The organism is Bordetella genomosp. 8, from assembly GCF_002119685.1.
In the GTDB taxonomy this organism is placed as follows: Bacteria; Pseudomonadota; Gammaproteobacteria; order Burkholderiales; family Burkholderiaceae_B; genus Bordetella_C.
In genome coordinates, this window is record NZ_CP021108.1 from 4,953,826 (window position 1) to 4,975,984 (window position 22,159).

Here is a 22,159-nt window from a genome sequence, read left to right on the forward strand (position 1 = left end):
GGATTATCCAGTCAGGTATTGCGGGCGGGGCTGCGCACTTTGCACGTAGCCTCGGACAGTATTGCCACACAGAGTTCGGGATAGGACATGCCCACCGCCTGTGCCGCCTTCGGCACCAGCGAATGGCCGGTCATGCCCGGCGAGGTATTCATTTCAAGCAGCCAGACGCGTTGGCTGGCATCCAGCATCAGGTCGGCGCGCCCCCAGCCTTCGCATCCCAATGCCCGGTAGGCTTCCACGCTGACCCGCTGCACTTCGCGGGCGACCGCGTCCGGCAGGTCGGCGGGGCAGAAGTACTGCGTATCGTCGGAGTAATACTTGTGCTCGAAGTCGTAGTTGCCGTCGGGGGCGACGATCTCGATGACCGGCAGGGCGCGCGCCTTGCGGCCGCCGCCCAGCAGCGCGACGGTCAGTTCGCGGCCGGTGATGAACTGCTCGGCCAGCACTTCGGCATCGAAGCGCGCCGCCTCGGCGTAGGCGTCCTTCATGTCGGAATAGCCGCGCACCTTGGTGATGCCCACGGTCGAACCTTCGTGCGGCGGCTTGACGATCAGCGGCAATCCCAGGTCGTCCGGCACGCGGCGCAGGTCGGTATCCGCGTCCAGGATGGCGAACTCCGGCGTGGGCAGTCCGTGCTGCAGCCAGATCCGCTTGGTCATGATCTTGTCCATCGCGATGGCCGACGCCGCGGGACCGCTGCCGGTATAGGGAATGCCCAGCAGCTCCAGCGCACCCTGCAGGGTGCCGTCCTCGCCGTAGCGGCCATGCAGCGCGATGAAGACGCGGTCGAAGCCGGCGGCTTCCAGGTCGGCGAAGCTCTGCGTGCCCGTATCGAACAGATGCGCATCCACGCCCACGCTGCACAACGCTTCGTGGACGCCCTTGCCCGACATCAGGGAAACCTCGCGTTCCGCCGAGCGGCCGCCGTACAGCACGCCGACCCGGCCCAGCCCGCGGCCGTCCGGTCCGGCCTGCGCGGCGGCGCGAGCGCGGCGCAGGCTGGCTTCGCGCGCGGTGGCGTCGAATTCGTGTTGGCTCATTGCATCGTCCTCCTGTCGCCAGGCTGCCCCTGGGCAACGTTGGCCAGCTCGCCGATCTGCGCCGGCGCCCTGCTGATCGACCCGGCGCCCATGACGATCACCACGTCGCCATCGCGCACGAAGTCCAGCGCGGTCTGCGGCAGTTCCGCGACGTCCTCGACGAAAACCGGCTCGACCTTGCCCGCAACCCGCAGCGCGCGCGCCAGGGCGCGCCCATCGGCGGCGACCAGGGGTGCTTCACCGGCGGCATAGACTTCGGTCAGCAGCACCGCGTCGGCCGTGCCCAGCACGCGAACGAAGTCCTCGAAGCAGTCGCGGGTACGGGTATAGCGGTGCGGCTGGAAAGCCAGGACGATACGGCGGTCCGGCCAGGCGCCGCGTGCCGCGGCCAGCGTCGCCGCCATCTCGACCGGATGGTGGCCGTAATCGTCGATGACGGTGAACGTGCCGCCGTCCCGCGCATTGACGGGAAAATCGCCGACGTGCGTGAATCGGCGATTGACGCCGTTGAAGGATTCCAGCGCGCTGCGGATGGCCTCGTCCGGAACGCCCAGTTCGGACGCCACGGCGATCGCCGCCAGCGCGTTGCGCACGTTATGCAGGCCGGGCAGGTTCAGGCATACCGACAAGGGCGGCAGCTCGATCTCGCGGTCGCGACGCAGGACGTCGAAGCACATGCGCGTGCCGTCGGCCCGGACGTTGCGTCCCGCCACCTGGGCTTCGCCGTCCAGGCCGTAAGTCGTCACCGGACGCGAGATGAAGGGCATGATCTCGCGCACATTGGCGTCGTCGCTGCACAGCACGGCGCTGCCGTAGAAAGGCAGCTTCTGCGTGAATTCGATGAAGGCGCTCTTCAGGCGGGCGACGTCGTGGCCATAGGTATCCATATGGTCGGCGTCGATATTGGTCACGATGGCCATGACCGGCAGCAGATTCAGGAAGGACGCATCGGATTCGTCGGCTTCGACCACGATGTACTCGCCCTGCCCGAGCCGCGCGTTGGCGCCCGCCGAATTCAGCCGGCCACCGATCACGAAGGTGGGGTCGAGGCCGCCGGCGGCCAGCACGCTGGCCACCAGGCTGGTGGTGGTGGTCTTGCCATGCGTGCCGGCAATGGCGATGCCGCGCTTCAGGCGCATCAGCTCGGCCAGCATGATGGCGCGCGGCACCACCGGGATGCGGCCGGCGCGGGCGGCGATGACTTCAGGATTGTCGCCGGCCACTGCCGTCGAGGTCACGATGGCATCGGCGCCGGCGATGTTCGCCGCGGAATGGCCGACGACGATGGACATGCCCAGGCCGGACAGGCGCCGGGTGACCGCCGATTCGTGCAGGTCGGAACCGCTGACGCGATAGCCCAGGTTCAGCAGCACTTCGGCGATCCCGCTCATGCCGGATCCGCCGATGCCGACGAAATGGATATGTTGGATACGATGTTTCATGATGCCTGTTTCACTCCGCCGTCGACGCGCGCCAGCGCGGCTGCTTCGCAGGCGTCGGCAATGTGGCGGGCCGCATCCGGCATGGCGCGGCTGCGCGCGCGGGCGGCGACGGCCTGGAGCTCGTCGCGGCCACGCTGCGCCAGCCAGTCCGCCAGCCATTGCGGGGTCAATTCGTTCTGCTGGCGCAGCCATGCGGCGCCGGCGTCGCTCAGGTAACGCGCGTTCGCGGTCTGGTGGTCGTCGATGGCATGCGGGAACGGCACGAACAGTGCCGCGACGCCCGCCGCGGCGATCTCCGCCACCGTCATCGCGCCCGCACGGCAGATCACTACGTCGGCCGCCGCCAGGGCGCCGGCCATGTCGTCGATGAACGCGCGGCAGTCGGCCTGCACGCCCGCCGCGCCATAGGCCGCGCGCAGCGCATCGATATGCTGCTCGCCAGCCTGATGCGTGACGCGCGGACGCGCGCCTTCGGCCAGCAGCGACAGCGCCTGCGGCACCACGGTGTTCAAGGCCTGGGCGCCCAGGCTGCCGCCGACCACCAGCACGTTCAGCGCGCCGGCGCGGCCGGGATAGCGCTGCTCGGGCACGGCGATGGCGCAGACTTCCCGGCGCACCGGGTTGCCCACCATTTCGCCACGCGGCAGCACGCCGGGAAAGCCGGTCAAGACACGCCGCGCGAGCCGCGCCAGCATGCGGTTCGCGGTACCGGCCACCGCGTTCTGTTCATGCACCACCAGCGGTACCCGGCGCAGCGCCGCCGCCAGCCCGCCCGGGAAGGCCACATAGCCGCCCATGCCGACCACGACGTCCGGCCGCGCCGCCGCCAGGTGCCGCCATGCCTGCCGCGTGGCGGCGTACAGGCGCGCCGGCAATTGCAGCAACGCGGTGATGCCGCGGCCGCGCAGGCCCTGGAAACGCAGTTCCGCCATTTCGATGCCCTGCGCCGGCACCAGGCGACCTTCCATCTTGTCGGGATTGCCCAGCCACAGGACACGCCAGCCGCGCTCGCGCAGCACGGCCGCCAGCGCGAGCCCGGGCATGATGTGCCCGCCCGTGCCACCGGCCATGATCACCGCGGTGCGGCCGCTGCTCATACCCTGCCCCCCCGCATCATCGTGCGGCTTTCCAGGTCGACGCGGATCAGCATCGCCAGGGCCACCAGGTTCATCACGACGCCGGAACCGCCGTAGCTCATCAGCGGCAGGGTCAGGCCCTTGGTAGGCAGCAGGCCCAGGCACACGCCCATATTGATGAAGGCCTGCACGCCGAACCAGATTGCCACGCCCTGCGCCAGCATGCCGGCGAAGGTGCGTTCCATCGCGATGGCCTGGCGGCCGATTTCGAAACCGCGCAGGACGATGATGGCGAACAGCGTGATCACCAGCATCACGCCGGCGAAGCCCAGCTCTTCGCCCACCACCGCCATCAGGAAGTCGGTATGGGCCTCGGGCAGGTAGTGCAGCTTTTCCACGCTGGCGCCCAGCCCCACGCCGAACCATTCGCCGCGGCCCAGCGCGATCAGCGAATGCGAAAGCTGATAGGCGCTGCCGTAGGCGTTGTCCTGGTTCCACGGATCCAGGTAGGCGAACAGGCGCGCACGGCGCCACGGCGACGCCCAGATCAGCAGAAGGAAGGTCCCCACCAGCACGCCCAGCAGGCTGCTGAAGTATTTGCCGTTGATGCCGCCCAGGAACAGGATGCCGATGGCGATGGCGACGATCACCATGAAGGCGCCCAGATCCGGCTCCAGCAGCAGGAACATGCCCACGCCGCCCAGCGCGAAGGCCATGGGCAGGAAGCCGCGCGCGAAATTCTGCATGTGTTCCTGCTTGCGGACCGTATAGTCGGCCGCGTACAGCAGGGCCGCGACCTTCATCAGCTCGGACGGCTGGAAGTTGATCGGACCCAGCGGAATCCAGCGATGCGAACCGTTCACCTCGCGGCCGATGCCGGGCACCAGCACGATGGCCAGCAGGAACAGCGCCAGGATGAACAATGGCACGGCCAGGCGCTGCCAGGCGCGGATCGGCACGGTGATCGCGCAAGCCGCCGCCACGATGCCCACGCTGACGAAGGCCGCATGCCGCACGACGAAATAGTATTGGCCGTAGGCGGCGTAGCGTGGACCGTCCGCCAGCGCGATCGACGCCGAATAAACCATCAACAGGCCCAGCGACAGCAGCGTGCCGGCGGCGATGACCAGCGGCATGTCGAAGCTGCGCATGCGGGTGCGCCCGGGGCGCACCGCGTTGACGCTGCCGGTCAGGTCGGCGAACAGGCTCATGGGGAAACTCTCCCCTGCGCGCGAGCGTGCACCAAGGCGGTCATGCCACTTCTCCCCGATCCAGCGCCAGTTCCTGCGCTTCCTGCGCGAAGACCTGGCCACGATGCACATAGTTGCGGAACATATCCATGCTGGCACACGCGGGCGACAGCAGCACGGCGTCGCCGGGCTGGGCCAGCGTCATCGCCTGGCGCACCGCGTCACGCATGTCGCCGGCCTGCACGCAGGCGACGCCGGTGCTTTCCAGCGCCTTGCCGATCTCCGGACCGTCCTGGCCGATCAGCACCACCCCATGCGCATGACGCTTGACCGGAGCCAGCAGCGGCGAGAAATCCTGGCCCTTGCCCAGGCCGCCCGCGATCAGGACGACGGGCTGGCCCAGGCCTTCCAACGCGGCGACGGTCGCGCCGACATTGGTGCCTTTGCTGTCATTGATGAAGTCCACGTCGCCGATGCGGCGCACGAACTCCACGCGATTGGGTTCGCCGCCGTACTCCCGTGCGGCGCGCAGCATCGGACCCCAGCCGATGTCCAGCGCGCGGCCCAGGGCCAGCGCGGCCAGCGTATTGGTCGCATTGTGCATGCCGCGGATGCGCAGCGCATCCACCGGCATCAGTCGGGATATCCGGCCCGCCGGGCGGGGCGGCGGCGGCGCATCTTTCTTGCGCCGCGTCGGCGCGGGCGCGGGAATATCGAAATCGCTGGCTTCGCAGGCGGTCAGCCACGCCACGCCCTGGCCCTGCTCCAGCCCCATGTCGCCGACCAACGCAGGTGCGTCGCGCCCGAAGCTGCGCACACGCTGGTTGTCCAGGCTTTCCACCATGCCGGCGGTCAAGGGATCATCGCGATTGACGATCGCGATGCGGGCCATGGCAAGCAGGCGCGCCTTGGCCTGCGCGTAGGCCTGCATATCGCCGTGCCAGTCCAGGTGATCCTGGGTGACGTTCAATACGACGGCGGCATCGGCGGACAGGCTATGCGTGGTGTGCAGTTGGAAGCTGGACAGCTCCAGCACCCATGCCTGCGGCAGGCTGTTGTTGTCCAGCGCGTCCATCAGCGCGGTCAGGGCGGCCGGCCCGATATTCCCGGCGGCGCGGGCGCTCAGGCCGGAGGCCTCGATCATGGCGCGGGTCAAGGCGGTGACCGTGGTTTTGCCATTGGTGCCGGTCACGGCCACCAGGCGCGGCCGGTATTCGCGGCTTTCCGCCAGCGTGGCCAGCGCGCGGGCGAACAATTCGATTTCGCCGACGACCTCGATGCCGCGCTTTTCCGCTTCGGCCAGCAGCGCTTGCGCCGGCTCCTGGTTGGGCGCCAGCCCGGGGCTGATCACGACTTGCGTCACGCCGTCCAGCAGCGCCGCGTCGAAGCTGGCGGAGCCCAGGCGATAGTCCGGCTGTTCATCCGCGGCCATGCCGTCGAAAATCGCGCGCAGCGCATCCAGGCCGCCCGGCTGCTCGCGCGTATCGGCGATGCGCAGCCGGGCACCGTTGCGCGCGCACCAGCGTGCGGCGGCAATACCGGTTTCTCCCAGCCCAAGGACCAGGATGCAAGGCGTATCGGAATCGGAAAAATCCGTCGCGCTCATCGCAATTTCAACGTCGAAAGGCCAATCAAAACCAGCATCATGCTGATGATCCAGAAGCGGACGACAACCTGGGTTTCCTTCCAGCCGCCCACTTCGAAGTGATGGTGCAACGGGGCCATGCGAAAGATGCGCCGCCCCTCTCCGTATTTGCGCTTGGTGTATTTGAACCAGGTGACCTGCACCATGACCGACAGCGTTTCCACGACGAAAACGCCGCCCATGATGAACAGCACGATTTCCTGGCGCGCGATCACCGCCACCGTACCCAGCGCGCCGCCCAGCGCCAACGCGCCGACGTCGCCCATGAAGACCTGCGCGGGGTAGGCGTTGAACCAGAGGAACGCCAGCCCCGCCCCCGCTAGCGCGGCACATAGCACCAGCAGTTCGGCCGCGCCGGGCACGTAGGGGAACAACAGGTATTTGGAATAGTCCGCGCGGCCTATCACATAGGCGAAGATCCCGAGGGCACCACCGACCATGACCGTGGGCATGATGGCCAGGCCATCCAGGCCGTCGGTCAGGTTCACGGCATTGCTGGTGCCCACGATCACGAACCAGGTCAATGCCACGAAACCCAGTACGCCCAGCGGATAGCTGACGGTCTTGAAGAAAGGCACGATCAGGTCGGCACGCGTCGGCAATGGCATGATGAAGCCGCTGATCACCCAGTTGCGAAACAGCGGCCACAGCTCGGTATTGGCGGGCGCGGACACGGCGAAGGCCAGATAGACCGCGGCGACCAGCCCGATCAGGGCCTGCCAGAAGAATTTCTGCCGCGCCGGCATACCTTCCGGGTTGCGATGCACGACCTTGCGGTAGTCGTCCACCCAGCCGATCAGGCCGAAGCCGAACGTGACCAGCAACACCACCCAGACGAAACGGTTGCTCCAGTCAGCCCACAGCAGGGTGCTGATGCCGATCGCGATCAGGATCAGCGCGCCGCCCATGGTCGGCGTGCCGGTCTTGACCAGATGCGTTTGCGGTCCATAGGAACGCACGGCCTGGCCGATCTTGAGTTCGGTCAGCTTACGGATCACGCGCGGCCCGAAGAACAGGCCGATGAGCAGCGCCGTCGCGCAGGCGAACACCGCGCGCAGCGTGATGTACTCAAAGACCCCGAAGGTGCGGATATCGTCGGAAAGCCAGCGGGCGATCTCAAGCAGCATGCTGTTCTCCCTGCCCCAGGGGCGCATGTCCATCGGTACTCAAAAACGCCTTCACTACCCGCTCCATGCGCATAAAGCGCGAACCCTTTACCAATACGGCGCGCGCGGCCGAGCCGCGCAGCGCCGTCACAATTTCTTCCACACTCTCGCAGGCCCTTGCCGTGGGTCCGAACGCGATCGCCGCGTCACCCGCGGCTTTTCCCAGCGTAAGGAGCAGATCGATGCCACGATCGCGTGCGTACTCGCCCACTTCGCGATGCATCGCCGGTCCGTTGGCGCCGACTTCACCCATGTCGCCCAATACCAGGACACGGGGTGCCGGCAATTGCGCCAGCACGTCGATGGCTGCTCTTACGGAGTCCGGATTCGCATTGTAGGTGTCATCGACCAGGAGCGTTCCGTCACTCAATTGCTGCCGTTGCATGCGCCCGGATACGGCGCTGAAACCTGCCAGGCCCGCGCATACCGATGCCAGCGGCGCTCCCACCGCCAGCGCACATGCGGCGGCCGCCAACGCGTTGCGCAGATTGTGCATGCCGGGGACCGGCAGCTCCAGCATCGCTATGCCAGCAGGTGTGACCAATTGGCACCGGGTGCCCAAGGCGTCGGCCTGGATTTGTTCGGCATAGACATCCAGTCCCGCCTGCAGGCCGAAACGCAGGACGCGCGGCGTGGCGCTCATCGCGTCCCAGGTCGCCGTATGCGCGTCGTCGCCGGGATACACCGCATAGCCATCCCGCGGCAGCGCGGCCAGCACGGCGCCGTTTTCCTCGGCGACGGCCTGCACCGTATGCATGAATTCCTGGTGCTCGCGCTGCGCGTTGTTCACCAGGGCCACCGTGGGCGCGGCCATGCGCGCCAGCAGCGCGATTTCGCCGGGATGATTCATGCCCAGTTCGAACACCGCCGCGCGATGCTCGGCGCGCAGCCTGAGCAGCATCAGCGGCAGGCCGATGTCGTTGTTGAAATTGCCCGCGCTGGCGAGACGCTGGGCGGCACCAAGCCAGTCCGCCAGGATGGCCGATATCATTTCCTTCGTGGTGGTCTTGCCGTTGCTGCCCGCCACCGCGATCACCGGCAGCGCGAAGCGCGCGCGCCACGCGGCGCCGATGCGTCCCAATGCCACGCGGGTATCGCCGAGCACCAGCTGCGGCATCCGCACGCCGTCGACGCGGCGCGCGACGATCGCGGCCACCGCGCCCTGGTCCTGCGCCTGGGCCAGGTAATCGTGGCCGTCGAAACGTTCGCCCGCCAGCGCCAGGAACAGCTGGCCAGGCCCGATGGTGCGCGTATCGGTGGACACCGCCGATACGCCTGGCAGCAGCAGCGCCAGCCGCGCCCATTCCCGGTCGTCGAACGGCAATTTGACGCCGTCGATTTCCTGGTAGGTCTCGTGGCCCTTGCCGGCCAGCAGCACGATGTCTTCCACGCGGGCGGCCCAGACGGTCTGCATGATCGCGCGGGCGCGGTCGGCTTCGATGGTGACGGCGGCATCGTCGGCGATGCCGGCGCGTATCTGCGCCAGGATGGCGGCCGGATCTTCGCTGCGAGGATTGTCGCTGCTGAGCACGACATGGTCGGCGCCCTGCGCGGCGATGGCGCCCATGACCGGGCGCTTGCCCGCGTCGCGGTCGCCCCCGCAGCCGAAGAGGCACAGCAGCCTGCCGCCGCGCGCCTGCGCGACCGGACGCAAAGCCGCCAAGGCACGTTCCAGCGCATCCGGCGTATGGGAATAATCGACCACCACCATGGGCCCGGCGGGCGTGGCGGCGGACGCGGACACGTCGATGGGGGTGACGATTTCCATACGCCCGTCCACCGGCGCGGCGGCCGCCAGTTCACGAGCGATGTCGGCCAGGCTCCAGCCCAATGCCTGCAGCACGCCGGCGACCAGGAGCAGGTTCGACACGTTGTGACGGCCCAGCAGGCCGGTCATGATCTGCACTTCGCCTTGCGTGGTGGCGAGCGTGAAAATCTGCCCCTGCCCCGTCACCGCCAGATCGCGCGCCTGCAGATCGGCGGACGTTTGCAGCCCGTAAGTCAGCACGCGCGCGCGATCCAGCGATGCGATCAGGCGCCGGCCGGCCTCGTCGTCGGCATTGACGACCGCGCCGGTCAGGCCTGGCCATGCGAAGAGGCGAGCCTTCGCGGCCTCGTACGAGGCCATGGTGCCGTGGTAATCGAGATGATCGCGGCTCAGGTTGGTGAACGCGGCGATGTCGATGCGCAGGCCGTCCATGCGGCCTTGCTCGATGCCGATGGACGAAGCCTCCATCGCCACCAACTGGGCGCCGGCCTGCCGCATCTGCGCCAGCAGGCGATGCAGCGCCAGCACATCGGGCGTCGTCAGGCTGCCGGGCAGCACCTGGCCGTCGGGCAGGGTCGCGCCCAGCGTGCCGATCGCGCCGCACGGCTTGCCGGCATGCGTCAAGGCATGCGCCAGCCACTGTACGCAGGACGTCTTGCCATTGGTGCCGGTGATCGCGATCACGGCCAGGGCCGCGGACGGCCGGCCATACCAGATGTCGGCCAGTTCGCCCAGCATGCCGCGCAGGCCATCGATCACCCGCAGCGCCACGCCGGACGCGACGGCTTCGGGCAGCGACGCACGCGGCCCTTCGACCAGGATGGCGGCCGCGCCACGCGCGACAGCCTGCTGTATATATAGGCTGCCATCGCTGGCGCGGCCACGGCATGCGACGAAGACATCGCCGGCGTTGACCTCGCGCGAATCCAGCCGCAGATCCGCTCCGTCCGCGACATGGGCTCGCAACCATGCTACGACGCCGTCCGCATCGGACGGCGTCGTGACGGGCGTATCCAGTATCGTCGCGTTCATCTCATCCGCTCCTGCAAGCCCGCCACGACGGTGGACTCGAACGGAGCGTCCGGTTGAACATTCATGAGCCGCAGGGCGCCGCCGACGATGGTCGAGAAGACCGGCGCGGCGACCGCGCCCCCATAGTAGCCCCCGGTCTGCGGCTCGTCGATGGTGACAGCGACGACGATGCGCGGGTCGGAAACCGGCGCGAAACCGACGAAGGAGCTGCGATAGCGGCTGGTGCTGTACTTGCCGTCGACGATCTTGCGCGCCGTACCGCTCTTGCCGGCCACGCGGTATCCCTGTACCTGAGCAAGCTTGGCGCCATCCGGGCCGGCGGCGGCTTCCAGGAAGCCGCGGATCATCGCGGCCACCTTGGGCGGATAGACCTTGACGCTGGTCGGTTCGCTGTCGCGCTTGACCAGGGTCAGCGACACCATGTCGCCGTCGCGGGCGAATACGGTATAGGCGCGCGCCATCTGCAGCAGGGACACCGACAGGCCGTAACCGTAGGCCATGGTGGCTTTCTCAATCAGGCGCCAGCGGTCCCAGGGCCGCAGGCGGCCCGGCGCGGCGCCGGGAAAGCCCAGCTGGGGCGCCTGCCCCAGGCCCAGCTCGGTGAAGCGATCCCACATTTCGCGGGCTTCCAGCTTTTCCGAAATCAGGGTCATGCCGATATTGCTGGAACGGCGCAGCACGTCGGCCACGTTGATGGTGCCGTTGCGGCTGACGTCGCTGATGGTCGAACCCTGGTAGCGGAAATGGCCATTGCCGGTATCGAACATGGTCGACGTGGTGATCCGGCCGAGGTCCAGGGCCAACGCGGCCGTGAACGGCTTCATGATCGAGCCGGGCTCGAAGGTATCGGTGATCGCCTGGTTGCGCAGCGAGTCCGAATCCAGCTTGCTGCGATCGCCCGGATCATAGGTGGGCAGGCTCGCCATGCTGAGGATTTCGCCGGTATGCGCATCCAGCACCACGGCCGCCGCGCCGCGGGCGTGATGCAGCGCGATCGCGTCGCTGAGCGCCTTGAACACCAGGTACTGCACGCGCGTGTCGATGGACAGGCGCAGATCCTTGCCGTTGACCGGTTCCGTGACGGCCTGCACATCCTCGATCACGCGACCCAGGCGATCCTTGATGACACGCCGCGTGCCGGGGCGGCCGGACAGTTGCTTGTTGAACGCCAGTTCGACGCCTTCCTGCCCCTGGTCCTCGACGTTGGTGAAGCCCACCACGTGGGCCATGACCTCGCCTTCGGGGTAATAGCGTCGGGTTTCCGGCTGCTGATGGATGCCCGGCACGCCCAGCTGCTTGATCTTGTCGGCGACATCCATCGGTACCTGGCGCTTCAGGTACACGAAGTTCTTGTCCTCATCGGCCAGGCGCTTGTTCAGGTCAGCGACCGGCATGTCCAACAGTTTGCCCAGCGCGGCCAGCTGCTGCGGCGGCGCGCCGCGCGCGTCGTCCGGAATGGCCCAGATGGCGCGCGCCGGAACGCTGGAAGCGAGCACGACATTGTTGCGGTCCAGGATCTTGCCCCTGGTGGCGGCCAAGGTCAGCGTGCGCTCGTAGCGCCGTTCACCCTGCTGCTGCAGGAATTCGGTGGTGATGCCTTGCAGGAACAGGGCGCGCGCGGCCAGCGTGCCGAAACCCAGGAAAAGCAGGATCAGCACCAGCCGCGAACGCCAGGCCGGCAGTTGCCCGCGCAGCACGGGGCTATTGAAGAAGGGCAACCGCTTCATTGCGCGCCTCCCGGGACCGGGGCCTGATTGAGATAGATCGTCCGGTCAGGCACGATGGGGATCATTTTCAGGTCGTCACGGGCGGCGCGGTCGACGCGCGCATTGCGCGCCAGCTCGGCGCGGTCCAGTTGCAGGCGCCGCCAATCGTTGTCCAGGTCGCGAGCCTGGGCCTGCGACCGGTCGAAGTCGATGAACAGCTGGCGGGCCTGATAGCGGCTGGTCACAAGAGAGATGGCGCAGAACATGAGCACGGCGGCCAGGAGCAGGCTGATACGGCCCATCAGCGCTTCCCCTTGCCGGCGCGGCGCGCGCGCGCCGCGGACAGCGGTTCGGCGCCGACGAAAGCAGCGCCGCCGCCCGTGGGCAGCGGCACATCGGTACGTTCGGCCACGCGCAGGATGGCCGAGCGGGAACGCGCATTGGCCGTCACTTCATCGGGCTCGGCCAGCACCCGGCCCAGGCTGCGCAACAGGGGCTGCGGCATTTCGCTCTCGCGCAAGGGCAGGCGGGAATGCGCCGCTCCCGGCCTGGCGGCGGCCGCGATGAACTGCTTGACCATACGGTCTTCAAGCGAGTGGAAACTGATCACCGCCAACCTCCCCATCGGCGCGAGCAGATCTAAAGCTGACGCGAGGGCGCGTGAGAGCTCTTCGAGTTCCCTATTGAGGTAAATCCGTAAAGCCTGAAAGGTGCGCGTGGCCGGATGCTGCCCCTTTTCGCGCGTGCGGACGGCGCCTGCGACGAGCTCGGCAAGCTCGAGCGTGGTGCGCAGCGGCCCTGTTGCGCGGCGAGCTGCAATCGTTTTTGCAATCTGAAAAGCAAACCGTTCTTCGCCATATTCCGCAATGACCTCCCGCATCTCATCCACACTGGCCTCGGCCAGCCATTCAGCGGCCGTGGGGCCGCGTGTCGTATCCATGCGCATATCCAGCGGGCCTTCGCGCATGAAAGAAAACCCCCGCTCGGCGTCATCGATCTGGGGCGACGACACCCCCAGATCCAGCATGACGCCATCCACCCGTTCCACACCCAGATCGCTCAGCGCTTCGCGCATGGTGGCGAAGCCGCCATGCACTACCGCCACGCGGGCATCGGCGGCGGCCAACTGCCGCGCCACCGCGATCGCGCTGGGATCCTTGTCGAACACCACCAGCCTTGCATCGGGCGACAGGCGCGCCAGCAGTGCGCCGGAATGCCCGCCACGCCCGAACGTGCCATCGACATAGACGCCGCCCAATCGGCGCCGCGCCCCGTCGACATCGTCCTGGCCGCGGCCGGCGGCTTTGCGGATGCCGAAGTCCGGCAACAACAACGCGTCCACCGTCGGCGCCAGCAGCACGGGCCGATGCTCGAGTTCCATATCGGCGTCAGAACGAAAACTGATTCAGCACTTCCGGCATCCCCTGAGCCAGATCTTCCGCCTCGCGGCGGGCCAGGGAAGCGGCATCCCACAACTCGAAGTGCGCGCCCATACCGAGCAACATCGCTTCGCGCGTCATACCTGCGGCATTGCGCAGTTCGGGGGCGATCAGGATGCGGCCGGATCCGTCCAGCTCGACATCCTGGGCATTGCCCAGCAGCAGCCGTTGCAATGCCCGGGCGGACATGGGAAGCGCGGCGATGACTTCACGCTTCTTTTCCCATTCCTGGCGAGGGTAGAGCAACAGGCAACCGTCCGGGTGGCGGGTCAGCGTGAGCCGGCCCTCCGCCTGAGCGACCAGGGCGTCACGATGCCGGGTCGGGATCGAGATCCTCCCCTTCGCATCCAGCGTGAGTGCGCTGCTTCCCTGGAACACCCATTCCTCCCACTTAATTGCACAAAAACCTACTTTTTCCCACTCTACGGGAAGGGAAACCCGCGGTCAAGCAACCGGACACAATTTTTTCAATCACAACAAGGACTTAGGCGTCACCGTTGAAAACACAAAATAAAAACCCCCTGATAAATCAGGGGGTTGCAAAATGATCTAAAAGTCCTACCTGAGGCTGCCGGGAAAGAAGAACTTTCGCGTGGCGTTCATCCCGGCTTTGAGAGCGAAGAAACCCTACGTAAGGAAGGCAGGACGGGTCTGTAGGCCGGATTCTGTACGCCGGAGAGCCCCCGGCGGGCAATCATTCCTCTGGCCCGGCCATTGCTGACCGGATCTAGCCATCTACCCGCATGCTCGGACGAGCCGCCCTTCCCGGTCCGAAGACCGTGCGCATGCCTATTTGATGTTGCTCCCGGTAGAGGTTGCCGCGTTTCACCCTGCGACGCCGCGCCCGTTACCGGACGCGCGGCACGGAAGTCGCCGTGCCTGTGCGCGGTGTGACCCGCGCCCGCTTCGCAGACTCGTCTCTGTGGCCCTGTTCCTCAGGCGCGCGCCGGTTGCCCGCCGCGCGCCCGGACGGCCGTTAGCCGCTACCGCGCCCTATGGAGTCCGGACCTTCCTCGATGCATGCGCACCGCGATTGCCCGACCCGTCCTGCTGACGCCATTTTAGCCTGACGCGGCAATGCCCGCGTTCAGGTCAGGCTGGGGTCGAGAATTTCGCTCATATCGCCCTGGTCCACGCCCGAGTTCTGCTTGAGCGCGTTGCGGCGCGTCGTGATACCAGGCAGCTCCGGCAAGGACCAGCGGCGCGTGATGAAGCGCAGGATGGACGTCGTATCCAGCATCGTGTGATCGACATAGCCCTGGCGCACAGTGGGACCCGCGACAATGGTGGGCACGCGCGAACCCGGCCCGAAGCGGTCGCCCTTGGGCGGCGCGATGTGGTCCCAGAGCCCGCCGTTCTCGTCGTACGTCACGATGACCAGCATATGGCCCCACTGCGGGCTCTTTTCCAGTTCGGCGATGATATCGGCGATCGCCTGGTCGCCACGCAGCACGTCGGCGTAGCCGTTGTGCTCGTTCAGGTTGCCGACCGGCTTGTAGAACGACACGGGCGGCAGCTTGCCGGCGCGGATATCGGCGATGAAGTTCTCGCCGTTCACGCCCGCGTCCTTCAGATGCTCGGAGCGCTGGGCGACGCCATCCGGCGTGGTCGGATCGAAGCGCTTGAAGTAATTGAAGGGCTGGTGATGGAACTGGAAGTTCACGAAAGGCTGGCCGTTGGACTGCAGCGCGGTGCCCGTGTAGTCCGAGCCCACCCAACCCGCGGGATTGGTGGAACGCGCGGACTGGAAGGCCCAGCCGCCGCTGTACCAGGCCCACTCCACGCCCTTCTGGCTGAGTAGGTCACCGATGTTCTGCTGTGTCTGCGGCGGCACCGTCGTCGCGTTGGCGGGGTCGGCCAGCACGCCGGCGGTGACGCCTTGCGCGTTGGCCGCGGGCTTGTTGCCGCTGGGCTGGTACGGCGGCTGCATCGTGTTGATGCCGAAGCCGTCCGGCGTCAGCGTGGCGCTGCTGGTCACGAAAATCGACGTGGCCGGGCCGCTCAATGCCGAATCCGCGCCCTGGGCGGCGGGGTTCACCGCCAGGTGCGACCCCTGCGGGCCGTCCGACAGCGTGGCGACCTTGCTCTTGTTGTTGTCGTTGATCGGCACGACGGGCGGCGTGGCGGCGATCAAGTATTGGTGGTTCAGGAACGAACCGCCGAAGGCGCCCATGAAGAAATGGTCGGCCATCGCATACTTCCGCGCCACCTTCCACAAGGGCAGCGTGTTGGCGTTGCCGGTGAAGTGGCCCATGACCAGCCCGCCGGCGCTATCGGCCCAGGCGACGAACTGATCGTTCTTGCCGCCATCGATCTGCATCTGGTTTTGATAGAAGTTGTGCCACAGGTCCGCGTTGACCGCCCGCAGGTCGACGCCGGGATAGGTGTCGTTGATCGAGAAGGGCTTGTTCGGCATCCCTTGCGTCTGCGAGGTAGTGACGACCGGCACGGTGGAATCGAACTGTGCCTTGGCATTGGTCAGTCCGGCCCATACCGGCGGCAGCGCGCCCAGCACGGTCTTGCCGTCGCGATCGACCTGGGGCGCATAGGTGGCCGTGGCCAGCGGGCTGTCCACGCCCGGGAAGTCGCTGTACAGGTTGTCGAAGCTGCGGTTCTCCGCGTAGATCACCACGACGTTCTGGATGTTGTCCACGGCGCGATCCTGCGCGCGCGCGGCCACATCCGACGCGGAGTCTCCACCATCGCCGCCACAGGCGGCCAGCGAACCCAGGACTGCTATTGCGGCCAGCGGCCGTAGCGATGAAACGCACATGGTGCGGAAAGTCGGCTTCATACCAGCAAGTTCCTCTCGATGAATGGCATGCGAAAAACGCCGCCATGGTCGGACACCAAGATGTGAACTTCATGAAGCTTTACTGAACGTGAACTGAAGCCCTGGCACGTCGTTCAGGGCGTGGTAAGCGCAGCCTCCATGAACGGAAATATTGCGCTGCTAGCCTCACGCGCAGTCCGTCCCGCAGTCCGCCCGCTCCTCGCCTTGTCCGCCCATGCCCTTCGTACGTATCGCCGCCAAGTACCGCGCACGCTTCCGCTTCCTTTTCGTGCCGGCGCTGCTGGCGACCGGCGCCATATGGGGTTATGCCGCGGCGCAGTCCGGGACCAGCCAGACCCGCTATCCCCCTCCCCCGGCCACCTTCGATCGTGCCTATGCGAAACAGCGGGCCGCCGACCTGTCCGCACTCGGGCAGACCCTGTTCATGGATCCGCGCCTGTCCGCGTCCGGCCGCCAGTCCTGCGCCAGTTGCCATAGCCCGCAGAATCACTTCGGTCCGCCCGACGGCATGTCGGTGCAGCCAGGCGGATCGGCCATGACCCAGACCGGCGTGCGCGCCGTACCGTCCTTGATGTACCTGCAGCAGGTACCGCCCTTCAACGAGCACTTCGTCGACAGCGAGGAAGAAGGCGACAACAGCACGGATGCCGGCCCCACTGGCGGCCTGACCTGGGATGGCCGCGTGAACCGGGCCGACGCGCAGGCGCGCATACCCTTGCTGGATCCGCGCGAAATGGGCAACAAGGACCCCGCCGCCGTCGTCGCCCGCGTGCAATCGGCGCCCTATGCGGACACGGTGCGCCGCCTGTATGGCAGCCAGATCTTCGACGATACCGACAAGGCGTTCGCGGCGATCGCCCAGGCGCTCGCCTACTACCAGGACACCCCGTCGCTGTTCTTTCCCTATAGCAGCAAGTACGACGCGGTGGCCATGGGGCGCGCGAGCTTCACCGAACAGGAGGCGCGCGGCCTGCGGCTGTTTGCCGCCGAGGACAAGGGCAACTGCGCGAGCTGCCACCGCTTCAGCGTGCCGGGCACCCTGCCGATATTCAACGACTACGGCCACATCGCCTTGGGCGTACCGCGCAATCCCGCCATTGCCGATAACGGCGACCCCGCCTATTTCGACCTGGGCCTGTGCGGCCCCTATCGCAAGGACCTGGCCGACCACGCCGACTATTGCGGCCTGTTCCGCTCGCCCACGCTGCGCAACGTCGCCACACGCAAGGTGTTCTTCCACAACGGCGTGTTCCATACCCTGCGGGACGTCGTCGAGTTCTACGCCACCCGGGACGTCCAACCCGAACGCTGGTACCCGCGCCGCGCCGATGGCACGGTGGACAAGTTCAACGATCTGCCGGCGCGGTATCACGAGAACATCAATATGGATCCGCCATTCGGCGGCAAGCCGGGCGACAAGCCTGCCTTGACGCCGCAGGAGATCGACGACGTGGTCGCCTTCCTGGGGACGCTGACGGACGGTTACTTCGATCCGCGCCCCACGTCCGCGGCCGGCACAGGCGCGCCCGCACACTGAGCACGCCGGCAGCGGCCGGGGCTTCCTGCGACAATAGCGGTCTCAAGCAGATTTCCGTACCGCTCCATGGCCCCTGCCACCCTGATTACCTTCACCGGCGTCCAGCTCGCCTTCGGCCACCACCCGCTGCTGGACGGTGCCGACTTCTCTATCCTGGCCGGGGAGCGCATCGGCCTGATCGGCCGCAATGGCGCCGGCAAGTCATCCATGCTCAGGCTGCTGGACGGGCGCACCGATCCGGACGATGGCGACATCACGCGCGCGGCCGGATTGAAGGTCGCCACGGTCGAGCAGGAGCCTGTGCTGGAAGAGGACGTCACCATATTCGAAACGGTGTGCGGTCCTCTCGACGATAACGAGGATTGGCAACGGCCCGCCCGCGTTCGTGCCTTGCTGGAGCGGCTGCGCCTGCCTGGCGACAGCCGCATCGCCGGCCTGTCCGGCGGCACACGCAAGCGCGTCGCGCTGGCTCGCGCGCTGGCGGACGAGCCCGATCTGCTGCTGCTCGACGAACCGACCAACCACCTGGACTTCGACGGCATCGCCTGGCTCGAACAGGTACTGGCGGACTGGAAAGGCAGCGCGGTCATCATCACGCACGACCGCCGCTTCCTGGACAACGTCGCGACCCGCATCGTCGAACTCGACCGCGGCCGGCTGCTCAGCTTTCCCGGAAATTTCTCGCAATGGCAGGACCGCAAGGCGCAATGGCTGGAGTCGGAACGCCTGGAACAGGCGCGCTTCGACAAACTGCTGGCGCAGGAAGAAGTCTGGATACGCAAGGGCGTGGAGGCGCGCCGCACCCGCAACGAAGGGCGCGTGCGCCGGCTCGAACGCCTGCGCGTGGAACGCGCCGAACGCCGCGAAAGACAGGGCAACGTCAGCCTGGCGATTGCCGAGGGTCAGCGCTCGGGCAAGCTGGTCGCGGAATTGCAGCACGTCCGCAAGGCCTATGGCGATCGCGTCGTGGTCGACGATTACTCCACCACCATCCTGCGCGGCGACCGCATCGGCATCATCGGCGCCAATGGCGCGGGCAAGACCACCCTGCTGCGCATCATCCTGGGCCAGCTGGCGCCGGACTCGGGCACGGTGCGCATGGGGTCCAACGTGGCCGTCGCCTATTTCGACCAGATGCGCGCGCAGCTGAATGAAACCGACACCCTGGCCGATGTGATCAGTCCGGGCAGCGAATGGGTGGAGATAGGCGGCACCCGCAAGCACGTGATGAGCTACCTGGGCGACTTCCTGTTTTCGCCCGCGCGCGCCGGTTCGCCCGTCAGCAGCCTGTCCGGCGGCGAACGCGCGCGCCTGCTGCTGGCCCGGCTGTTCGCCCGGCCGGCCAATGTGCTGGTGCTGGACGAACCCACCAATGACCTGGATATCGAAACGCTGGAGCTGCTGGAATCGCTGCTGCAGGAATATACGGGCACCGTGCTGCTGGTCAGCCACGACCGGGAGTTTCTCAACAACGTCGTGACGCAGACCATCGCCAACGACGGCGCCGGCCTGTGGAAAGACTACGTGGGCGGTTATGACGACTGGCTCGCCCAGCGCCCCGCGCCCGTCGCCGATGCGACGGGAGGCACGGCATCCGTGGCGGACCAGGCGGACAAGCGGGAAGCGGACGACAGGGCCGGCGGCCAGGGCAAACCCAAGGCCGCGCGGGTGAGCCGCCTGAGCACCTGGGAAATCAAGGAACTGGACATCCTGCCCGACGCCATCGCGACGATCGAAGCCGAGCAGGCGGCGCTGTCCGCCCGGCTGGCCGACGGCTCGCTGTATCGCGACGCGCCCGACGAGGTCGAACGCATCAACCAGAAACTGGCGGAGCTGGACCGCGCCCTGGAAGAGAAATTCAACCGCTGGGAGCAGTTGGAAGCGCGCCGCGCAACCACGTCGTGACGGCCATGGACGCCCTGACGCGCCGCCAACGCGCCAGGGTCACGCCTGCACGCGCCAGGCGAGCGATTCTCCGGCCGCCAGGGGCACCAGCGTGTCGGCGCCGTAAGGTACTTCGTCAGGGATGACGTATTCCTGACGCTTGAGCGTCAACGTCGTCGTATTGCGCGGCAGGCCATAGAAATCCGGACCGTAATGGCTGGCGAATGCCTCCAGCTTGTCCAGGGCATCGGCCTGTTCGAAGGCCTTGGCGTACAGGGCCATGGCATGCAGCGCCGTGTAGCATCCGGCGCAACCGCAGGCATGTTCCTTCAGGCCGCGGGCATGTGGCGCGCTGTCCGTGCCCAGGAAGAAACGCTTGCTGCCGCTGGTGGCGGCCGCCACCAGCGCCTGTCGATGCACTTCGCGCTTCAGGATCGGCAGGCAATACATATGCGGGCGCATGCCGCCCTGGAACAGCGAGTTGCGGTTGTACAGCAGATGCTGCGGCGTGATCGTGGCCGCGACCGGGCCTTCGGCGTCCCGCACGTATTCCGCGCCGTCCTTGGTGGTGATGTGCTCGAATACCACCTTCAAGGCGGGGTAAGCGGCGCGCAGCGGCAGCATGACGCGCTCGATGAACAGGGCTTCGCGATCGAACACATCGACCTGCGGATCCGTGACTTCGCCATGCACCAGCAAGGGCATGCCGCATTTTTCCAGCGCGTCCAGGGCCGGGCGGCACTTGCCCAGCAAATCCGTCACGCCCGCATCGGAGTTCGTCGTGGCGCCCGCCGGGTAGAGCTTGACCGCATACACGCTGCCGGACTCGCTCGCGCGGCGGATCTCGTCGGCGGAGGTGTTGTCGGTCAGGTAGAGCGTCATCAAGGGCGTGAACGAACCGGCGGATACGCCGGCGGCAGCCAGCGCGCGTTCGATACGCTCGCGATAGGCCAGTGCCTGTTCCGTCGTGGTGACCGGCGGTTTCAGGTTCGGCATGATGATGGCGCGCGCGAATTGACGCGCCGTGTCGCCGACCACCGCGGCCAGGGCATCGCCATCGCGCAGATGCAGATGCCAGTCATCCGGACGCGTGATGACCATGGTATCGAAGGACTGTGTGGACATGAAGTTCCCAGTGTGGATGTTGGCGCCCACGGCCCGCGCCAGGAGGCCGTTGGAGGTAATGTGAAGAATGATGCAGCCGTCTCTATTCCGATAAAGGCATGCCGCGTTCGGCCAGCGCGCAGAACATCGCCGCGCCCAGCGGAATGACGGCATCGTTGAAATCGAAATGGCTGTTGTGCAGCGTGCAGCCGGACTCCGCGCCGCCCTGCCCCAGGCGGAAATACGCGCCTGGCCGGGCTTGCAGCATAAAGGAGAAATCCTCCGACCCCATGGACGGCACCAGATCGCGGACGACGTTCTCCTTGCCTATCATCTCGGTGGCGATGTCCGCCACCAGATTGGCATGCCCCGGCGTGTTCAGCGTGGCGGGGTAGATCCGCTCGTACCTGACTTCGGCCGTCGCGCCGAACGCGCCGGCGATCGACGTCGCCAGTTCGGTCATGCGCTTCTCGACCAGTTCCTGCACGGTCTTGCGAAACGTGCGCACGGTCCCGACCATGCGGGCCTCGCGCGGAATAACGCTCATGGCGCCGGGGTGGCCCGCCTGCACCGAACCGACGGACAACACCGCCGAATCGAGCGGATTGATATTGCGCGCGACGACGCTTTGCAAGGCAGTGATCAGATGCCCCGCGACGACGACCGGATCGATGGTCTGGTACGGATGCGCGCCATGGCCGCCACGTCCGTTGATGACGATTTCGAAGCGATCCGCCGCTGCCATCATCGGCCCGGGATTGATGCCTATCGTGCCTGGCGGCAGCCCGGGCCAGTTGTGCAGCGCGTAGATGGCGTCGCAGGGAAAGGTGTCGAACAGACCATCTTCCATCATGGCCTTGGCGCCACCACGGCCTTCTTCCGCCGGTTGGAAGATCAGCACCGCACTGCCGTCGAAGTTGCGCGTCTGCGCCAGGTAGCGTGCGGCGCCGAGCAGCACCGCGGTATGGCCATCGTGTCCGCAGCCGTGCATCAGGCCGGGCTTGGTCGACTTGTGGCCGAAGGCGTTGTCTTCCGTCATGGGCAACGCGTCCATATCGGCGCGCAATCCGATCATGCGCCCACTATCCGTACCACGTCCGCGGATCACACCGACGACGCCTGTTTTGCCGATTCCGCGATGCACCTCGATGCCCAAGGCCTCAAGCGCGCCCGCGACAATGCCCGATGTTCGCACCTCTTCGAATCCCAACTCGGGGTGGGCATGCAGGTCGCGTCGCAGCGCCGTTAGTTCGTCATGGAATAAGCGTATCGATTCAAGCGGAGAACGCGGATACATAGTCCGTCACGGATTACAAAGTTGCGGAGTTTAGTGCGT

16 protein-coding genes and 1 other RNA gene are annotated in these 22,159 nt (G+C 66.8%); 2 read left to right on the top strand and 15 right to left on the bottom strand.

Annotated elements, in window-relative coordinates; all coding sequences use genetic code 11:
• Positions 1-11 precede the first annotated feature (11 nt).
• The 13 genes from CAL12_RS22400 to acpA form a co-directional block, all read right to left on the bottom strand.
• On the bottom strand, positions 12-1,040 hold the full coding sequence (locus CAL12_RS22400; protein ID WP_086066638.1) for a D-alanine--D-alanine ligase: 1,029 nt from the start codon (positions 1,038-1,040) through the stop codon (positions 12-14).
• Positions 1,037-2,482: a UDP-N-acetylmuramate--L-alanine ligase gene (murC, locus tag CAL12_RS22405; RefSeq protein ID WP_086066639.1), complete on the bottom strand. Its 1,446-nt coding sequence runs from the start codon at positions 2,480-2,482 to the stop codon at positions 1,037-1,039. The genes CAL12_RS22400 and murC overlap by 4 nt, the downstream gene beginning before the upstream one ends.
• The gene (gene murG / locus CAL12_RS22410) at positions 2,479-3,579 is read right to left on the bottom strand and encodes an undecaprenyldiphospho-muramoylpentapeptide beta-N-acetylglucosaminyltransferase (RefSeq protein ID WP_086066640.1); all 1,101 of its coding nucleotides are present in this window, start codon (positions 3,577-3,579) and stop codon (positions 2,479-2,481) included. The genes murC and murG overlap by 4 nt, the downstream gene beginning before the upstream one ends.
• Positions 3,576-4,769 (bottom strand): putative lipid II flippase FtsW, encoded by a 1,194-nt coding sequence (gene ftsW, locus CAL12_RS22415; protein ID WP_086066641.1) that lies wholly within the window; start codon positions 4,767-4,769, stop codon positions 3,576-3,578. Before ftsW ends, murG begins: the two co-directional genes overlap by 4 nt.
• A 40-nt stretch (positions 4,770-4,809) precedes the next feature.
• Positions 4,810-6,354, bottom strand: a complete 1,545-nt coding sequence (gene murD / locus CAL12_RS22420) for a UDP-N-acetylmuramoyl-L-alanine--D-glutamate ligase (protein ID WP_086066642.1) — start codon at positions 6,352-6,354, stop codon at positions 4,810-4,812.
• Complete coding sequence (mraY, locus tag CAL12_RS22425; RefSeq protein ID WP_086066643.1) at positions 6,351-7,520, bottom strand: phospho-N-acetylmuramoyl-pentapeptide-transferase; 1,170 nt, start codon at positions 7,518-7,520, stop codon at positions 6,351-6,353. Before mraY ends, murD begins: the two co-directional genes overlap by 4 nt.
• Positions 7,510-10,359, bottom strand: a complete 2,850-nt coding sequence (gene murF / locus CAL12_RS22430) for a bifunctional UDP-N-acetylmuramoyl-L-alanyl-D-glutamate--2,6-diaminopimelate ligase MurE/UDP-N-acetylmuramoyl-tripeptide--D-alanyl-D-alanine ligase MurF (protein WP_086066644.1) — start codon at positions 10,357-10,359, stop codon at positions 7,510-7,512. Before murF ends, mraY begins: the two co-directional genes overlap by 11 nt.
• Positions 10,356-12,086: a peptidoglycan D,D-transpeptidase FtsI family protein gene (locus CAL12_RS22435; protein WP_086066645.1), complete on the bottom strand. Its 1,731-nt coding sequence runs from the start codon at positions 12,084-12,086 to the stop codon at positions 10,356-10,358. The genes murF and CAL12_RS22435 overlap by 4 nt, the downstream gene beginning before the upstream one ends.
• Positions 12,083-12,367: a cell division protein FtsL gene (gene ftsL / locus CAL12_RS22440; protein WP_086066646.1), complete on the bottom strand. Its 285-nt coding sequence runs from the start codon at positions 12,365-12,367 to the stop codon at positions 12,083-12,085. Before ftsL ends, CAL12_RS22435 begins: the two co-directional genes overlap by 4 nt.
• Positions 12,367-13,446: a 16S rRNA (cytosine(1402)-N(4))-methyltransferase RsmH gene (rsmH, locus tag CAL12_RS22445; RefSeq protein WP_086066647.1), complete on the bottom strand. Its 1,080-nt coding sequence runs from the start codon at positions 13,444-13,446 to the stop codon at positions 12,367-12,369. Before rsmH ends, ftsL begins: the two co-directional genes overlap by 1 nt.
• A gap of 7 nt (positions 13,447-13,453) precedes the next feature.
• Positions 13,454-13,882 carry a division/cell wall cluster transcriptional repressor MraZ gene (gene mraZ, locus CAL12_RS22450; protein ID WP_179283420.1) on the bottom strand — a complete coding sequence of 143 codons (429 nt, stop codon included), beginning with the start codon at positions 13,880-13,882 and terminating at the stop codon, positions 13,454-13,456.
• Positions 13,883-14,142: 260 nt separating this feature from the next.
• Positions 14,143-14,553, bottom strand: an RNA gene (gene rnpB, locus CAL12_RS22455) — RNase P RNA component class A.
• Positions 14,554-14,591: 38 nt separating this feature from the next.
• Positions 14,592-16,298, bottom strand: coding sequence for an acid phosphatase (gene acpA, locus CAL12_RS22460; protein ID WP_232464602.1), 1,707 nt, complete (start codon positions 16,296-16,298; stop codon positions 14,592-14,594).
• A gap of 214 nt (positions 16,299-16,512) precedes the next feature.
• Here acpA and CAL12_RS22465 point away from each other — a divergent pair, with 214 nt between their 5' ends.
• Complete coding sequence (locus CAL12_RS22465; protein ID WP_086066649.1) at positions 16,513-17,835, top strand: cytochrome-c peroxidase; 1,323 nt, start codon at positions 16,513-16,515, stop codon at positions 17,833-17,835.
• A 66-nt stretch (positions 17,836-17,901) separates the two neighbouring features.
• Positions 17,902-19,740 carry an ATP-binding cassette domain-containing protein gene (locus tag CAL12_RS22470; protein ID WP_086066650.1) on the top strand — a complete coding sequence of 613 codons (1,839 nt, stop codon included), beginning with the start codon at positions 17,902-17,904 and terminating at the stop codon, positions 19,738-19,740.
• 39 nt (positions 19,741-19,779) lie between these two features.
• Here the strand turns inward: CAL12_RS22470 and pyrC are convergent, their stop codons facing one another.
• Both pyrC and CAL12_RS22480 read right to left on the bottom strand, forming a co-directional pair.
• Positions 19,780-20,844 (bottom strand): dihydroorotase, encoded by a 1,065-nt coding sequence (gene pyrC / locus CAL12_RS22475; RefSeq protein ID WP_086068051.1) that lies wholly within the window; start codon positions 20,842-20,844, stop codon positions 19,780-19,782.
• Between the two features lie 82 nt (positions 20,845-20,926).
• Entirely contained in the window at positions 20,927-22,120 is a 1,194-nt protein-coding gene (locus CAL12_RS22480) for a M20 aminoacylase family protein (RefSeq protein ID WP_086066651.1), read from the bottom strand.
• Positions 22,121-22,159: the final 39 nt, after the last annotated feature.